At 72.5% G+C, this 14,881-nt stretch carries 14 protein-coding genes; 11 read left to right on the forward strand and 3 right to left on the reverse strand.

What is annotated here, in order from left to right:
• Positions 1-48 precede the first annotated feature (48 nt).
• Positions 49-543, forward strand: coding sequence for a hypothetical protein (locus tag ACYVAG_RS07990; protein ID WP_460768587.1), 495 nt, complete (start codon positions 49-51; stop codon positions 541-543).
• An 11-nt stretch (positions 544-554) separates the two neighbouring features.
• Here ACYVAG_RS07990 and ACYVAG_RS07995 read toward each other — a convergent pair whose 3' ends face one another.
• Positions 555-1,421: a GNAT family N-acetyltransferase gene (locus tag ACYVAG_RS07995; protein WP_460768589.1), complete on the reverse strand. Its 867-nt coding sequence runs from the start codon at positions 1,419-1,421 to the stop codon at positions 555-557.
• A 490-nt stretch (positions 1,422-1,911) separates the two neighbouring features.
• Positions 1,912-2,721, reverse strand: coding sequence for a GNAT family N-acetyltransferase (locus ACYVAG_RS08000; RefSeq protein WP_460768590.1), 810 nt, complete (start codon positions 2,719-2,721; stop codon positions 1,912-1,914).
• 124 nt (positions 2,722-2,845) lie between these two features.
• Here ACYVAG_RS08000 and mihF point away from each other — a divergent pair, with 124 nt between their 5' ends.
• From mihF to metK, 5 genes are all read left to right on the forward strand, one after another.
• Positions 2,846-3,169 carry an integration host factor, actinobacterial type gene (gene mihF, locus ACYVAG_RS08005; RefSeq protein WP_460768591.1) on the forward strand — a complete coding sequence of 108 codons (324 nt, stop codon included), beginning with the start codon at positions 2,846-2,848 and terminating at the stop codon, positions 3,167-3,169.
• Position 3,170: 1 nt separating this feature from the next.
• Entirely contained in the window at positions 3,171-3,719 is a 549-nt protein-coding gene (gmk, locus tag ACYVAG_RS08010; RefSeq protein WP_460768593.1) for a guanylate kinase, read from the forward strand.
• Positions 3,720-3,763: 44 nt separating this feature from the next.
• Positions 3,764-4,102: a DNA-directed RNA polymerase subunit omega gene (gene rpoZ, locus ACYVAG_RS08015; protein WP_460768594.1), complete on the forward strand. Its 339-nt coding sequence runs from the start codon at positions 3,764-3,766 to the stop codon at positions 4,100-4,102.
• A gap of 27 nt (positions 4,103-4,129) precedes the next feature.
• Positions 4,130-5,353: a bifunctional phosphopantothenoylcysteine decarboxylase/phosphopantothenate--cysteine ligase CoaBC gene (gene coaBC / locus ACYVAG_RS08020; RefSeq protein WP_460768595.1), complete on the forward strand. Its 1,224-nt coding sequence runs from the start codon at positions 4,130-4,132 to the stop codon at positions 5,351-5,353.
• 81 nt (positions 5,354-5,434) lie between these two features.
• A complete protein-coding gene (gene metK, locus ACYVAG_RS08025) occupies positions 5,435-6,628 on the forward strand; it encodes a methionine adenosyltransferase (protein WP_460768597.1) in 1,194 nt (397 codons plus the stop codon).
• 3 nt (positions 6,629-6,631) lie between these two features.
• Here the strand turns inward: metK and ACYVAG_RS08030 are convergent, their stop codons facing one another.
• Complete coding sequence (locus ACYVAG_RS08030; protein WP_460768599.1) at positions 6,632-7,876, reverse strand: threonine/serine exporter family protein; 1,245 nt, start codon at positions 7,874-7,876, stop codon at positions 6,632-6,634.
• A 446-nt stretch (positions 7,877-8,322) separates the two neighbouring features.
• Between ACYVAG_RS08030 and ACYVAG_RS08035 the strand changes: the two genes are divergently transcribed.
• From ACYVAG_RS08035 to ACYVAG_RS08055, 5 genes are all read left to right on the forward strand, one after another.
• Complete coding sequence (locus tag ACYVAG_RS08035) at positions 8,323-10,302, forward strand: primosomal protein N' (RefSeq protein ID WP_460768601.1); 1,980 nt, start codon at positions 8,323-8,325, stop codon at positions 10,300-10,302.
• A gap of 70 nt (positions 10,303-10,372) precedes the next feature.
• Positions 10,373-12,181 carry an IlvD/Edd family dehydratase gene (locus tag ACYVAG_RS08040; protein ID WP_460768602.1) on the forward strand — a complete coding sequence of 603 codons (1,809 nt, stop codon included), beginning with the start codon at positions 10,373-10,375 and terminating at the stop codon, positions 12,179-12,181.
• Positions 12,182-12,216: 35 nt separating this feature from the next.
• Positions 12,217-12,573 (forward strand): hypothetical protein, encoded by a 357-nt coding sequence (locus ACYVAG_RS08045; protein WP_460768603.1) that lies wholly within the window; start codon positions 12,217-12,219, stop codon positions 12,571-12,573.
• Positions 12,574-12,595: 22 nt separating this feature from the next.
• On the forward strand, positions 12,596-13,522 hold the full coding sequence (gene fmt, locus ACYVAG_RS08050; RefSeq protein ID WP_460768605.1) for a methionyl-tRNA formyltransferase: 927 nt from the start codon (positions 12,596-12,598) through the stop codon (positions 13,520-13,522).
• Positions 13,519-14,865, forward strand: coding sequence for an RsmB/NOP family class I SAM-dependent RNA methyltransferase (locus ACYVAG_RS08055; protein WP_460768606.1), 1,347 nt, complete (start codon positions 13,519-13,521; stop codon positions 14,863-14,865). Before fmt ends, ACYVAG_RS08055 begins: the two co-directional genes overlap by 4 nt.
• Positions 14,866-14,881: the final 16 nt, after the last annotated feature.

Consider the following 14,881-nt stretch of genomic DNA (forward strand, 5'->3'; position numbering starts at 1 on the left):
ACCGACTTCGCGAGAGACCACGCGTTCACCGTCGGATGGTTCGGCCTGATGACCTCCGTCTGGTTGGGCTGGGGACAGGAGGACCCCCGGGCCTCATGGCGACCCTGGCTGGGCGTGGGATCGGTGCTGGGGCTCGTCGCCGCCGGCCTCTTTGGTTACGGCGTCTTCCTGCGGTGGACCGACGGCAGCGCGTTGGAGGGTCAGTACGCGTGGTTCGGCGTGCTGACAGCCGCGGAGGTGATCGCTGCCGGGCTGGGAGCCTGGTTCCTGCGGCGTCGCGATCAGGCGCGATGGATCGCCTGGTGGGTCGCCGTGGTCGTGGCCGTCCATTTCCTTCCACTCGCTGTGTTCCTGGGCGATTGGTCCCTCGTGGTGCTGGCGGTGATCCAGGCGGTCGGACTGCTCGTGATCCGCACGCGCGACCGAGGAAGCCATCCCAGCAGCAGGGTGACGGGCCCCTTCATGGGGGCGACCCTGCTGGTGTTCGCGGTCGCATCAGGGTTGGTGTTCATCGCGAGGTATGGGCCACCCTGGGCGAGGTGAGCGCGGATGACTCAGGCGTCTCGGTGGAGGTCGCGGACGTCCGGAAGCCTCTCGAATCCTGCTGACACGTAGGTTGCGACAGCTCGCCTGTTCGACGCAGGAGTGCTGACGACAGCGCTGGACGCCCCGAGTTCGCGGAGGGTGGCCGCGGACGCGAGGGAGATCGCCCGTCCGTGCCCCTTGCCGCGGTGGTCGCGGTGAACGCCCATGGGTTCGAGGAGGCCGGGGCTTCCCTGACCGGCGGACCAGACGGTGGCGATGGACACGGGGTTGCCTTCAGCGTCGTGGGCGACAAGGCATCGGGCGTCGGCGTACGCAGGGCCACTCGCCATGGCGTGCCACCGTTCCTCGGTGAAGTTGGAGGGATCAAAGGCTCCGCGCTGGACCTCGACGCGGGTTGCGGCACGATCGGCGGTGACGACCGCGATCCGTACGCCGGGATCCTCCACGGGATCGGCGAGGTCGCGTGTGAGCGGGGTCCACGCTTCGCCCGGCTCCCAGCCTTCCTCGCGCAGCACGGAGCAGAAGGGTCCGCCGAACCGTGCCTCGACGTCAACGGCGCCGCGGGGGAGTACGCCGGCCCGCGGATCGCTGACGTCGGTCACGAGCTGACGGGCGAGTTCGGTGTCGTGGACGAGGTCGGGGTCCACTGCCATGCGCAGAAGCGTCGGTTCGTCGAGCAGGCCAGCCGCGACGATGTCACCTTGTCGCTTCCACACCCGAACCCTGGCCGCGAGGATCTCGGCTCCGGACTGCCAGAACCAGCCGATGTCGCCGGGATGGAGCTGGACCGGACCACCGTGGCGCTGCCAACCACGTAGGGCGTGGACGACGTCGGCGAGTTCGGCAGCGCCGGGGGTGGAGAGACTGAAGGACATGCGTGGAGCCAACCAGCCCAGACGGTCCTGGGCAACGGAGTTTCCGACCCAGAATCGACTGCGAGCGAGCACTTCGTCTCGGGCGCGGGCCTCGCTCAGCACAGGCTTCCGCGAGTCGAGGAGCCTGGGACCCACGTTTTCTGAGCGAGCGCCAGCGAGTCGAGGAGCCTGGGACCCACGTTTCCTGAGCGAGCGCCAGCGAGTCGAAGGGATCATGGCTCGCGTCTATCCGTCGGGGTCTCCGTCCTGGTCCCCCGCGGTGTTGTCGAATGTGGCGTCGTGTGGGGCTCGCTCGGAGAGCGTTCCGGCTCGGCCACGGGACCGTCCGTTCCTCGTCTCGCTGGCGCTCGCTCGGAGAACGTGGATCTGCGGGTCCGGGCTCCTCGTCTCGCTGGCGCTCGCTCGGAGAGCGTGTGGCCCCGCGCGCTTCGACTCCTTCGTCGCTCAGCGAGCGTGAGGCTTCGACTCGGCCGCTGGCGTCCTCGGGTGCTCAGCCGACAGCGTCAGGTCGCACCCACTCGTACGGCGTCGTCGTCGTCACCTTGACGAAGCCCGACCGCTCCAGGATCGGTCGCGAGTCCTCTGTCGAGTCGCTCTGGAGCAGGCGTACGCCCCGGCGTACCGCCGACTTCGCCCGCTCCGCCGTCAGCGCGCGATAGATCCCGCGGCCCCGCCAGCGTTCCAGCGTCGATCCGCCCCACAGCCCCGCGAAGTCCGTCCCCGGAACCAGGGTCAGCCGACCCGTGGACACCACCTCATCGTCCACCTCCGCCACCCACATCTCGAAGTCGTCCTTCCCGAGGGCCTGGCGCCGCAACAGCGAGTCGGACATCCCCGGCGCCGAGCGCCCGAACGCCTCCTCGGCGCACGCGCACATCCGGCGTACATCGTCCTCGGCCGTCACCCGTCGCACCGCCACCCCCTCCGGCACGGGCACGTCCGCGGCGAGAGCGGTGGCCTCACCGATCATCACCGACTCCACGTCGCCCTGGACGAATCCGTGGCAGACCAACGCCTCGTGCAGCCCTGGCGCTGCGTCGTGACCCCGCGCCTTCCACTCGACCTGGCTGATCCGTAGGTCGTCACGGAACCGCGCGGCGGTCTCCGACACCAGCCGCCCGATCCCCGTCGGGTCCAACCCTCCCAGGTCCCGATAGGTCACGAACCCCCGCGACCCGTCAATCACCGCCCACAGCACCGGCCCGTGGCGTTCCCAGCCGTCGGCGTTGTCCAGCTCGCCCTCGTCGCGCAGTTGCGCGTCATAGAGGGCCAGCAGGTCGGCGGGGGAGAGGCGCGTCATGCCTCCAGCCTCCACGAAATCCCCGCGCTGCGCACCCGATTTCCCCACGCCCGCGGTGGCCTCCGCTCCACCCGTATGGGTAGGTTGGCCGGCATACCCCACAAGCTCGACCAGGAGTGACCGCGTGACCATCCCGCCGCTGAGCGACGAGCAGCTCCAGGCTGCCCGTCAGGCAGCCACCCGTGCCCGCCGCCGCCGCGCCGAGGTGAAGGCCAGGCTGCGCTCCGGCGACCTCACGTTCGCCCAGGTCATCGAGCTCGCCTCCACCGACGACGTCGTCGCCCACACCAAGGTCGTCGACGTCCTCAAGACCCTCCCGCGCGTCGGCGAGAAGCGCGCGGCTGACCTCATGGAGCGCCTCGACATCGCCGACAACCGCCGCCTCCGCGGTCTTGGACCCCACCAGATCCGCGGCCTCTGCGACGAGTTCGCCCGCAAGGGGCTCTGACGTGGCCGGAGTGTTCGTGGTCTCCGGCCCGGCCGGGGTCGGCAAGGGCACGGTCGTCGCCGGGGTCATGAAGGAACACCCCGACGTCTTCCTCTCGGTCTCGGTGACGACCCGCAAGCGTCGCGTCACCGAGGTCGACGGCGTCCACTACCACTTCATCTCCGAGGACGAGTTCGACGACCTCCTCGCGGGCGACGGCCTGCTCGAATGGGCGCTCGTCCACGGGGCGGCCCGCTACGGCACGCCCCGCGGCCCCGTCGAGGCGGCCCTCGCCGCCGAGAAGACCGTGATCCTCGAGATCGAGCTCCAGGGCGCGCGCCAGGTCCGGCGTACGCTGCCGGAGGCCCAGTTCGTCTTCATCGCGCCGCCCAGTTGGGAGGAACTCGTACGCCGCCTCGAGCTCCGTGGCACCGAGACCCCCGAGCAGGTCCAGCGCCGACTCCAGACCGCCCACGAGGAACTCGCTGCGCAGGACGAGTTCGACCACGTGGTCGTGAACGAGGAAATAGGTGGTGCGGTGGAGGACTTGGTAGGCTTGATGGGCTTGTAGGGTTTCCCCTGCATCCTCACCCGTTCCCTGAGCGAAGGCTTCTCTTGAGCACCAACATTCCCGAAGGCATCACCAACCCGCCGATCGACGACCTGCTGACGCACGTCGACTCGAAGTATCGTCTGGTCCTGTTCGCCGCCAAGCGCGCGCGCCAGATCAACGCGTACTACTCCCAGCTGGGCGAGGGCCTGCTCGAGAACGTGGGCCCGCTGGTCGACACCGGCATCCAGGAGAAGCCGCTGTCGATCGCGCTCCGCGAGGTCAACGCCGGCGTGCTCGAGTGCCACGACATCGATCCCGACGCCGAGCCCACGACGGCCGGCGAGGTCGCCGACCCGCAGTTCGCGAGCGACGACCTCACCGATCCCGACTTCTCGGCCTGATTCTGCGAACGCCGAGACGCTGACGTCATGAGCCGGATCGTCCTCGGTGTCGCGGGCGGCATCGCGGCCTACAAGGCCTGCGAGTTGCTGCGCCGTTTCACCGAGGCCGGCCACGACGTCACCGTCGTGCCGACCGAGGCCGCGCTGAACTTCGTCGGCGCGACGACCTGGGAGGCGCTGTCCGGCAAGCCCGTCGCCACGACGGTGTTCGCCGCCACCCACGAGGTGCGCCACGTGAAGCTCGGCCAGCAGGCCGACCTCGTCGTCGTCGCCCCGGCCACCGCCGACCTCCTGGCGCGCGCCGCGACCGGCCGCGCCGACGACCTCCTCACCAACGTGCTCCTGACGGCGCGTTGCCCGGTCGTGATGGCTCCGGCCATGCACACCGAGATGTGGGACCACGCCGCGACGCGCGCCAACGTCGCCACCCTCCGCGAGCGCGGCGTCGTCGTCATGGATCCGGCCTCGGGTCGCCTGACGGGCAAGGACACCGGGCCCGGCCGCCTGCCCGACGCCGCCGACATCCACGCGGTCGCCGTCGGCATCCTCGGCGACGACCAGGCGGCCCGCACCGCCAGCGCCCTGGACCTCCGTGGCCGCCACGTGGTCGTGTCGGCGGGCGGTACGCGGGAACACCTCGACCCCGTCCGCTTCCTCGGCAACTCGTCCTCGGGGCTCATGGGCCTCGCGATCGCCCGAGCCGCCCGCCTGCGAGGCGCCCGCGTCACCGTGGTCGCCGCCCACGTCGAACACCCGGTCCCGAGCGGCTGCGAGACCGTACGCGTGACTTCGACCGCCGACCTCGACGAGGCCATGACCCGCCTCGCCCCCGACGCCGACGTCGTCGTGATGGCGGTCGCCGCGGCCGACTTCACCCCGCGTACGGCCTCGGACTCCAAGATCAAGAAGGACCATCCCGACGACGGGCTCGAGCTCGACCTGGTCCAGACCACCGACGTGCTGAAGAAGATCAGCCACGCCCGCGCGCGCGCCCAGGTGATCGTCGGCTTCGCCGCCGAGACCGCGAGCGACGCCGACCAGCTCCTCGAGCTCGGCCGCGCCAAGCTGGCTCGCAAGGGCTGCGACCTGCTGGTCCTCAACGACGTCAGCGGCGGACGGGTCTTCGGCGAGTCGGAGACAGCCGTCACGATCATCGACCACGACGCCGTGGTCGGCCAGCACACCGGCAGCAAGGCCACCGCCGCCCATCGCATTCTGGACGCCGCGATCTCTGTCGGACCCCCTCGCTAGGGTCGTGAGTCCACCCCGAACCACCCCGTTCCACCAGCCCCCGAACCCACCAGTGCAGTGCTGCTGCGCGAAGGAGGACCCGTGTCGAAGCGCCTGTTCACGTCCGAGTCGGTCACCGAGGGACACCCCGACAAGATCGCCGACGCGATCAGCGACTCGGTGCTGGACGAGATGCTGCGCCAGGATCCCGCCTCCCGCGTCGCCGTCGAGACCCTCGTCACCACCGGCCTGGTCGTCGTCGCCGGCGAGGTGACCACGGAGGCGTACGCGGAGATCCCCCACCTCGTGCGCGAGAAGGTCGTCGAGATCGGCTATGACTCGTCGAAGAAGGGCTTCGACGGCAACTCGTGCGGCGTCTCGATCTCGATCGGCCAACAGTCGCCCGACATCGCCCAGGGCGTCGACACGGCCTGGGAGAAGCGGCTCGACAGCTCGATCGACGTCCTCGACCTGCAGGGCGCGGGCGACCAGGGCCTCATGTTCGGCTATGCGTGCGACGAGACCCCTTCGCTGATGCCGCTGCCCATCGACCTCGCCCACCGCCTGGCCGAGCGCCTGACCGCGGTGCGCAAGGACGGCACGATGGACTACCTGCGGCCCGACGGCAAGACCCAGGTGACGCTCGAATACGACGGCGACCGCCCGGTGCGCCTCGACACCGTCGTCGTGTCGTGCCAGCACCGCGACGACGTCGACCTGCAGGCCACGCTCGACCCCGACGTGCGCCGCCACGTGATCGCGCCGGTGCTGGAGGCCTATGACCTCGCCGGCCACGACCACACCACGTTCGTGAATCCCACCGGCAAGTTCGTCATCGGCGGGCCCATGGGCGACGCCGGCCTGACGGGCCGCAAGATCATCGTCGACACCTATGGCGGCATGGCGCGCCACGGCGGCGGCGCCTTCTCCGGCAAGGACCCGTCGAAGGTCGACCGCTCGGCGTCGTACGCGATGCGCTGGGTCGCCAAGAACGTCGTCGCCGCGAACCTCGCTCGCCGCTGCGAGGTGCAGGTCGCGTACGCGATCGGCCGCGCCCACCCCGTCGGGTTCTATGTCGACTGCTTCGGCACCGAGAAGGTGCCGGTCGACCAGATCCAGGACGCCATCGGCCAGGTGTTCGACCTGCGCCCGGCTGCGCTGATCGAGGCGCTCGACCTGAAGCGGCCGATCTATGGGCTCACGTCGGCGTACGGCCACTTCGGTCGCGAGCTGCCCGAGTTCACGTGGGAGCGCACCGACCGAGCCGACGCGCTGGCGGCCGCGGTCCGCGGCTGAGGCTCAGCGCCGACGCGCCCGCCGCCACGCCCGGCCCACGGCCCGCGCCAGCGCGGACCCGATGAGCAGGCCCAGGGCGATCGCGCAGATCACGGCGGCGACGCCGATCGACGTCGTCACCGCCAGCCCCGGGTCGACGCCGAGCTGGCTGACCGACACGAGCCCGAGGGTGCCCGGCACGAGCAGCCAGAACGACGGCAGGAAGACCACGAGCCTCGGCAGGGCGGGCTTCACCAGTTCGACCACTGCCGCCCCGAACGATGCCGCGATGGCGCCGAGGAACGCGCCCAGCGCGGGGGACTCGACCAACTGCTGGCCCGCCGCCTGCACCGCGAACGTCAGCGCCAGCACGCCCCCGATCCACGCCCACAGCCGCGGCGGCACCGACTCCATGACGACGATCCCGGCCGTGATCAACACCAGTCCCGCCGGCGCGATCCACCAGCCGGGCGCGGTGACGCGGAAGTTCGCATAGCTCTCGGCCGGCACGCCCAGCACCAGTCCCGCGCTCACCACCCCGAGGGTGAACAGCAGCAGCTGCACCGCCCCGAACACGAGCCGCGAGGCGCCGGCGACCATGGCCCCGGCGGCCAGCTCGGCCATGCCGGTCACAAGCAGCGCGCCCGGCAGCAGGACCGCCAGAGGAGGCAGGAGCGTACGCAGCGGCCCGAGCAGCAGCCCCTGCTGGGATGCGGCGAACACCAGCAGCGCGACGCAGAACGCGGCGAGCGAGGGGAGCAGCGTACGCACGAGCGGGCGGCGCTGCGCGATGCGCATCAGCAGCAGCACGACCAGCGACGACACCGCCGCCGCGAGCATGTTGCGCCAGCCGGGCTGGAGGATGGCCGCGATGCCGACGGCCACGGTGAACCCGCCCGCGGCGCGGCCCCACGTGCCATAGCGCGGCGGCAGCGTCCGCAGGGTCGACAGCCGCACCACGGCCTCGTCCTCGTCGAGCCGGCCCGCGACGAGCTCGCGCCGGATGGCGTGCACCTCGGCCAGTTGGTCGAGGGAGACCCCCGAGCGGACGTTCTCGTGGGAGGCGGGCTCGCCGCTCGCGAGGCTGAGGGTGATGCCGGTCGGCAGGGGAGAGACCTGGAGGTCGGGATAGCCCAGGAACCGCGCCACCTGGCGCAGGTCCTCGGCGACCTCGTGGGCGGGCTGGCCGCCCGCGAGGAGCGACGCGCCGAGGTAGGCCAGCAGCCGCCGGCGGCGGACGTGGACGTCCTCGGTGCGATCGATGGTCACGAGGGACCAATCTAGTGGGAGCGGGGCTTCGACTCGCTGCGCTCGCTCAGCCAGCGTTCCCTTGACGTTGCCTGGTCGAGGCCGCTTGCGGCCGAGTCGAAGGTGGGCTTCGACTCGCTGCGCTCGCTCAGCCAACGCGGGGGCGGCGCTCGCTCAGCCAGCGTTCCCTTGACGTTGCCTGGTCGAGGCCGCTTGCGGCCGAGTCGAAGGTGGGCTTCGACTCGCTGCGCTCGCTCAGCCAGCGTTCCCTTGACGTTGCCTGAGCGAGGCCGCTTGCGGCCGAGTCGAAGGTGGGCTGCGCTCGCTCAGCCAACGTTCCCCTTGGCGTTGCCTGAGCGAGGCCGCTTGCGGCCGAGTCGAAGGTGGGCTGCGCTTGCTCAGCCAGCGTGGGGCTCGGTCAGCCAGCGATGGCACTCTTGTCGGACCCGGTCCCTAGGATCGATCCCATGCCCGACGCCCTCATCGCCCTCGACCCCGTGCGGGTCGCCCGGGTCGCCGTGGACGTCTCGTTGCCCCACCTCGACCGGTTCTTCGACTACGAGGTGCCCGACGCGCTCGACGAGGCGGCCGTCCCCGGCGCCCGCGTGCGCGTCCGCTTCGCCGGACGCCCCAGCGACGGCTTCATCGTCGAACGCGCCGAGGTGACCGAGCCCGAACACACGCTGGCGAAGCTCGAGAAGGTCGTCTCGAGCGAGCCGGTCCTCACCCCCGAGGTCGCCTCCCTCATCCGGGCCGTCGCCGACCACTACGCCGGCTGCTTCGCCGACGTGCTGCGGTTGGCCGTCCCGCCGCGCCACGCGGCGACCGAGAAGGCCGACCGCCCGAGCCACCCGCCGGTCGCCGAGACCCTTCCGGAACACACCCCGTGGGACGCTTACCCGACCGGCCCCGAGCTCGTCGCCGCCCTCGCCTCTGGTGCAAGTCCCCGTGCCGCCTGGCAGGTCGTCCCCACCGCCGGGGCGGCCGGCGACTGGGCCACCGGGCTGGCGACGGCCGCCCTCGCCACCATCCACTCCGGCCGCGGCGCGCTGCTCCTCGTCCCCGACGCCCGCGACCTCGCCCACCTCCAGGCCGCCTGTGACCGCGTCCTCGGCCCCGGGTCGTACGCCGTGCTCACCGCCGACCTCGGCCCGGCCGCGCGCTATCGAGCGTTCCTCGCCTCGCTCCGCGGCGACGTGCGCCTCGTCATCGGCACGCGCGCGGCCGCGTACGCGCCGGTTCGCGACCTGGGTCTCCTCGCGCTGTGGGACGACGGCGACGACCTGTACGCCGACCCCCACGCGCCCTACCCGCACGCCCGCGAGGTGCTCGGCCTGCGCGCGACCCAATCGGGCGCGGCCATGATCACCGCGGCGTACGCCCGGTCCTGCGAGGTGCAGAACCTGATCGACCACGGCTGGCTGCGCCCGGTCGCGCTGCGGCCCCCGGACGCGCGCGTCCTCGGCCCTGCGGTTCGCGTCGCCGCCGACACCGACTGGTCGCTCGAGCGCGATCCGCTGGCCCGCTCCGTCCGCATCCCGCGCGAGCTGTTCCCGGTCATGCGCAACGGCCTCGCCCAGGGGCCGGTACTCGTCCAGGTGCCGCGCGCGGGCTATCTCGTCGTGCTCGTGTGCCAGACCTGCCGCGAGCCCGTCCGCTGCCCCCACTGCCAGGGGCCGGTGCGTTCGGCGGCCGACCGGGCGGCGTGCGGCTGGTGCGCGCGACCGGTCGTCGGATGGCGCTGCGAGGAGTGCGGCGACACGCGGTGGCGGGCCCCCGTCGTGGGTGCCGAACGCACCGCCGAGGAACTCGGCCGCGCGTTCCCCGGGACGAAGGTGATCGCCTCCCAGGGCCGCCGCATCGTCGACGAGGTCGACGCCGAGCCCGCCCTCGTCATCGCCACGGTCGGGGGAGAGCCGCGCGCCGCGGGCGGCTATGCGGCCGCCGTCCTCCTCGACACCGAACAGCTCCTGACCCGGCTCGACCTCCGCGCGTCCGAGGAGGCCTATCGCCGCTGGTCCAACGCTACCGCGCTCGTGAAGCCCGGAGCCGAGGGCGGCACCGTCGTCGCCGTCGGCCCCACCCAGGCCGTGCCGCTCCAGGCGCTGGTCCGCTTCGACCCCGCCGGGTTCGCCTCCCGCGAGCTCGCCGAGCGCGCCGAGACCCACCTCCCGCCTGCGGCCCGCATGGTCACCGTCGAGGGGCCGCGCCGCGCCCTCGACGAGTTCGTCGACCTCGCCGACCTGCCCGCCGTCACCGAGGTGCTCGGCCCGGTCGAGCTGCCCGCGCGCGGCCCCGACGAGCCGCTGTCCCGGCTGACGCTGCGCGCCCCACGGCAGGACACCCCCGCCCTGCTCGCCGGGGTCCGCGGTGCCGTCGGCGTACGCACGGCCCGCAAGAGCGAGGGCGCGCTCCGCGTGCGCGTCGACCCGGCGGCGCTGGGCTGACGTCTGGCGCCGCGGAGGTCGGCGTACGCTCGCCCCCAACACGTCGGCCGTCCCACCGCCGGAGGAACCCATGACCAGGCCCGATCCCTTGTCCGAAGACCAGGCCCCGACCCTGCGGTCGCGCGGGTGGTTCGCCGACCCGGCGGACGCGACCTCGTCGGCGCTGCACGTCGAGCGCTTCCTGAACTACGGCCTGACGCCCGAGGAGCTGACCTCGGGCAGACCCATCATCGGGATCGCCCAGTCCGGCTCCGACCTCTCCCCGTGCAACCGGCACCACCTCGTCCTGGCCCAACGCGTCCGCGACGGCATCATCGCGGCCGGGGGAGTCCCCATCGAGTTCCCGACCCACCCCATCCAGGAGACCTCGCGGCGCCCGGGGGCGGCGCTCGACCGGAACCTCGCCTACCTGGGGCTGGTCGAGGCCCTCCACGGCAACCCGATCGACGGTGTCGTGCTGACAACGGGCTGCGACAAGACCACGCCGGCGATGCTCATGGCCGCCGCGACCATGGACCTCCCGGCGATCGCGCTGTCGGTCGGTCCGATGCTGAACGGGTGGTTCCGGGGTCGGCGCGCCGGGTCGGGGACGATCGCCTGGGAGGGCCGGGAGATGCTGGCGGCCGGAGAGATCGACCGCGAGGAATACCTCGCCATGGTCGCCTCGGCGACGCCGTCGGTGGGCTATTGCAACACCATGGGGACGGCGTCGACGATGAACGCGCTGGCCGAAGCCCTCGGCATGATGCTGCCTGGCAGTGCCGCGATTCCCGCGCCCCGTCGCGAGCGGGCCCAGGCCGCGTACGCGACCGGCCGCCGCATCGTCGAGCTCGTCCAGGCCGACGTGCGCCCCTCCGACATCCTCACCCGGGAGGCCTTCGTCAACGCGATCGCGGTGTGTGCCGCGATCGGCGGTTCCACCAACGCCCCCATCCACCTCGCCGCCATCGCCCGCCACATGGGCGTCGAGCTCGAGCTGGACGACTGGGAGCGCGTCGGCCACCACGTCCCGCTGCTGGTGAACCTGCAGCCGGCGGGGGAGTTCCTCGCCGAGGACTTCTACCTCGCGGGCGGCGTGCCCGCGGTGGTGCGTCAGCTGATGGACGCCGGCCTGATCCACCGCGACGCGCTCACGGTCGACGGCCGCACGATCGGCGAGGCCTGCGCCGGCGCCGAGATCGCCCTGCCCGAGGTGATCCGGCCCTTCGACACGCCCCTGCTTGCCGACGCCGGTCTGGTCGTCATGCGCGGCAACCTGTTCGACGCCGCCGTCATGAAGACCTCGGTCATCGACGACGAGTTCCGCACTCGCTACCTGTCCGATCCCGACGACCCGGAGGCGTTCGAGGCGACCGCGTACGTCTTCGACGGGCCCGAGGACCACCACGCCCGCATCGACGACCTGACGATGGACGAGCGTTCCGTCCTGGTCATGCGAGGCACCGGACCGATCGGCTATCCCGGGGCGGCCGAGGTCGTCAACATGCGGCCACCGGCCGCGCTGCTGCGGGCCGGCATCTCGTCCCTTCCGTGCCTGGGCGACGGGCGCCAGTCGGGGACCTCCGGCTCGCCGTCGATCCTCAACGCCTCCCCCGAGGCCGCGGCGGGCGGCAACCTCGCCCTGCTGCGCACCGGAGACCGGCTGCGCATCGACCTGCGCAGGCGCCGGGTGGACGTCCTGCTGGACGACGCCGAACTGGCGCCCCGGCGTACGCGGTTGGAGGAGGCGGGCGGCTATGCGATGCCCGAGTCGCAGACGCCGTGGCAGGAGATCCACCGCCGAACGGTCGGTCAGATGAATACCGGCATGGTGATCGAGGACGCCGTGCGCTTCCAGCGGGTGGCGCGGACGCATCCCGTGCCGCGCCCGAGCCACTGAGCGGGTCCGACCCGCACGTCGCGTTAGGGTCTGCCATGGATTCGTCGTCACAGGGCCGTCCCTCCCGAACGGGCCCGGTCCAGCAGCCGGAGCGGCTCTGGTGGCTGCTCCTGACCGTGCCGCTGGCGGCACTCGCCTCCGCGGTGCCCCTGTTCATGTCGTGGATCAACCTCTGCGGCATCAGCGGCTGCAGCGGCGGCGGCTACGGCGTCTCCTACGGGCCCGAGCCCATCAGCTGGCTCCTCAACGCGCTCATCGGGGTGTTCTTCGGCCTGGCGGTGGGCCTCCTGCCCTGGGGACGACCACGCCCGCGATTGATCGCGGGCGCCGTGATCGCCGTCGTCGTCCTGGTCGCGCTCACCGGGCTCATGCTGGTCGAGAAATACTCCTAGGCAACCCCGTTAGGCTGGGTCGGTGCGCCTCGTCTTCGCCGGAACCCCGGATGTCGCCCTGCCCAGCCTCGACGCCCTCGTGGAGTCCGACCACGACGTCGTCTCCGTCGTCACTCGCCCCGACGCGCCGGCGGGCCGCGGCAAGCGCCTCGTCGCCTCGCCCGTCGCCGTCCGGGCCGAGCAGCTCGGGCTCGAGGTCCTGAAGCCCGACCACCCGCGCGACCCCGACTTCGTCGAGCGGCTGACGGCGCTCGCCCCCGACTGCTGCCCCGTGGTCGCGTACGGCGCCCTGGTCCCGCAGCACGTGCTCGACATCCCGCGCCTCGGCTGGGCCAACCTGCACTTCTCGCTGCTCCCGCGCTGGCGGGGCGCCGCGCCGGTGCAGCGCGCGGTGATGGCCGGTGACGCCGAGACCGGGGCCTGCGTGTTCCGGCTCGTCCGAGAGCTCGATGCCGGCGACGTGTACGCGAACTTCCGCACTCCGATCGCGGCCGGGGAGACCTCCGGCGAGCTGCTCGACCGCCTGGCCGTCGACGGCGCGCGACTGCTCGTCGACACGATGGACGCGCTGGCGGACGGAACCGCCGACGCCACGCCCCAGCCGGCCGACGGGGTCAGCCTCGCCCCCAAGATCACCGTCGCCGACGCCGAGATCGACTGGTCGGCCACCGACGAGGAGGTGGACCGCCTCGTCCGCGGCTGCGCCCCGGCGCCCGGCGCCTGGACGACATTCCGCGGTGAGCGGTTCAAGGTGCTCCGCGCCCGCCCCGTGGGCGGCGACCGCCTCCCGGCGGGCGAGTTGAGGGCCACCAAGAAGTCCCTCGAGGTCGGCACCGGCACACGCCCGGTCGCCCTCGAACTCGTGCAGGCCCAGGGCAAGAAGGCCATGGCGGGAGCCGACTGGGCCCGCGGCGTCCAGCTCGTCCCCGGCGAGGGGCTGGGACGATGAGCGCGCCGAAGGCCGGACCGACCAAGAAGAACCAGGGCCGCCCCCGCCGCCGCATCGACCCCGCCCGGCGGGCCGCATACGACGCCCTGCGCGCCGTCACCGGCCAGGACGCGTACGCCAACCTCGTCGGCCCCGACCTCCTGCAGCAGCGCCACGTGTCCGGGCGCGACGCCGCGTTCGCGACCGAGCTGCTGAACGGCACGTGTCGGCTGCAGGGAACCTACGACCGCATCATCGAGGCCGCCTCCGGACGCGACATGAAGACCCTCCAGCCGAGCGTCGTCGACGTCCTGCGGCTCGGGGCCCACCAGATCCTGTCGATGCGCGTGCCGGCCCACGCCGCGGTCGCGGCCTCGGTCGATCTCGCCGGCGCGGCCATCGGCGAGCGTGTCACGGGCGTCGTGAACGCCATCACCCGCAAGATCGCCGCGCGCGACCTCGACGCGTGGCTCGACCAGCTCGCCGAGGGCCTCGACGAGCGCGGCACGCTGGCGCTGCGTACGCACCACCCGCGATGGATCGTGGACGCGTACGCCGAGGTGCTGCCCGCCGACGAGCTCGAGGCCGCCCTCGCCGCGAACAACGTGGCGCCGACGACGAGCCTCGTCATCCGCCCCGGCCTGGCGACTGTCGACGAACTGGTCGCCGCCGGCGCCACCGTGAACCCCGAGGTGCCCACCGCTGCGTACCTGTCGGGGGCCCCCGGCGACATCGCCGCGGTCCGCGAGGGCCGCGCCGGCGTGCAGGACCCCGGCTCGCAGCGGGTCGCGCTGGCCCTCGCCGCGCCTGACCTCGAGGCGCCCGACGGCCCGTGGCTCGACCTGTGCGCGGGCCCCGGCGGCAAGGCCGCGCTCCTCGCGGGGCTCGCCATCGAGCGCGGCACCACGCTCGTCGCCAACGAGCTCCAGCCCCACCGCGCCGAGCTCGTGATCCGGGCCCTCCGCGCGTACGCGGGGGAGCACGCCCCGACCGTCGTCTGCGGTGACGGCACCGATCCTGCCTGGGAGCCGCGGTCGTTCGCCCGCGTCATGACCGACGTGCCGTGCTCTGGCCTCGGCGCGCTGCGACGCCGCCCGGAGTCGCGCTGGCGGCGTACGCCCGCCGACGTCGCGGACCTCGTCCCGCTGCAGCGGCGCCTCCTGGCCAGCGCCCTCGACTCGGCCCTGCCGGGCGGCGTGGTCGCGTACGTCACCTGCTCGCCCCACCACGCCGAGACCGCCGAGGTGGTCGATGCCGTGCTGGCCGAACGCGGCGGGGCCGCCCGCATCACCGCGGACACGCAGCTGTGGCCCCACCGCGACCGGACGGACGCGATGTTCTGCGCGTTGCTGCGCGTGGACTGAGGCAGAACGCTAGGCT

Source organism: Mariniluteicoccus flavus (assembly GCF_054776655.1).

What these genes read in the sequence shown, in the direction of transcription:
- ACYVAG_RS07990 (WP_460768587.1), top strand. Translation starts at nt 49, where the DNA reads ATGACCTCCGTCTGGTTGGGCTGGGGACAGGAGGACCCCCGGGCCTCA.
- ACYVAG_RS07995 (WP_460768589.1), bottom strand. Translation starts at nt 1,421, where the DNA reads ATGTCCTTCAGTCTCTCCACCCCCGGCGCTGCCGAACTCGCCGACGTC.
- ACYVAG_RS08000 (WP_460768590.1), bottom strand. Translation starts at nt 2,721, where the DNA reads ATGACGCGCCTCTCCCCCGCCGACCTGCTGGCCCTCTATGACGCGCAA.
- coaBC (WP_460768595.1), top strand. Translation starts at nt 4,130, where the DNA reads ATGAGCCGGATCGTCCTCGGTGTCGCGGGCGGCATCGCGGCCTACAAG.
- ACYVAG_RS08035 (WP_460768601.1), top strand. Translation starts at nt 8,323, where the DNA reads ATGCCCGACGCCCTCATCGCCCTCGACCCCGTGCGGGTCGCCCGGGTC.
- ACYVAG_RS08040 (WP_460768602.1), top strand. Translation starts at nt 10,373, where the DNA reads ATGACCAGGCCCGATCCCTTGTCCGAAGACCAGGCCCCGACCCTGCGG.
- ACYVAG_RS08045 (WP_460768603.1), top strand. Translation starts at nt 12,217, where the DNA reads ATGGATTCGTCGTCACAGGGCCGTCCCTCCCGAACGGGCCCGGTCCAG.
- ACYVAG_RS08055 (WP_460768606.1), top strand. Translation starts at nt 13,519, where the DNA reads ATGAGCGCGCCGAAGGCCGGACCGACCAAGAAGAACCAGGGCCGCCCC.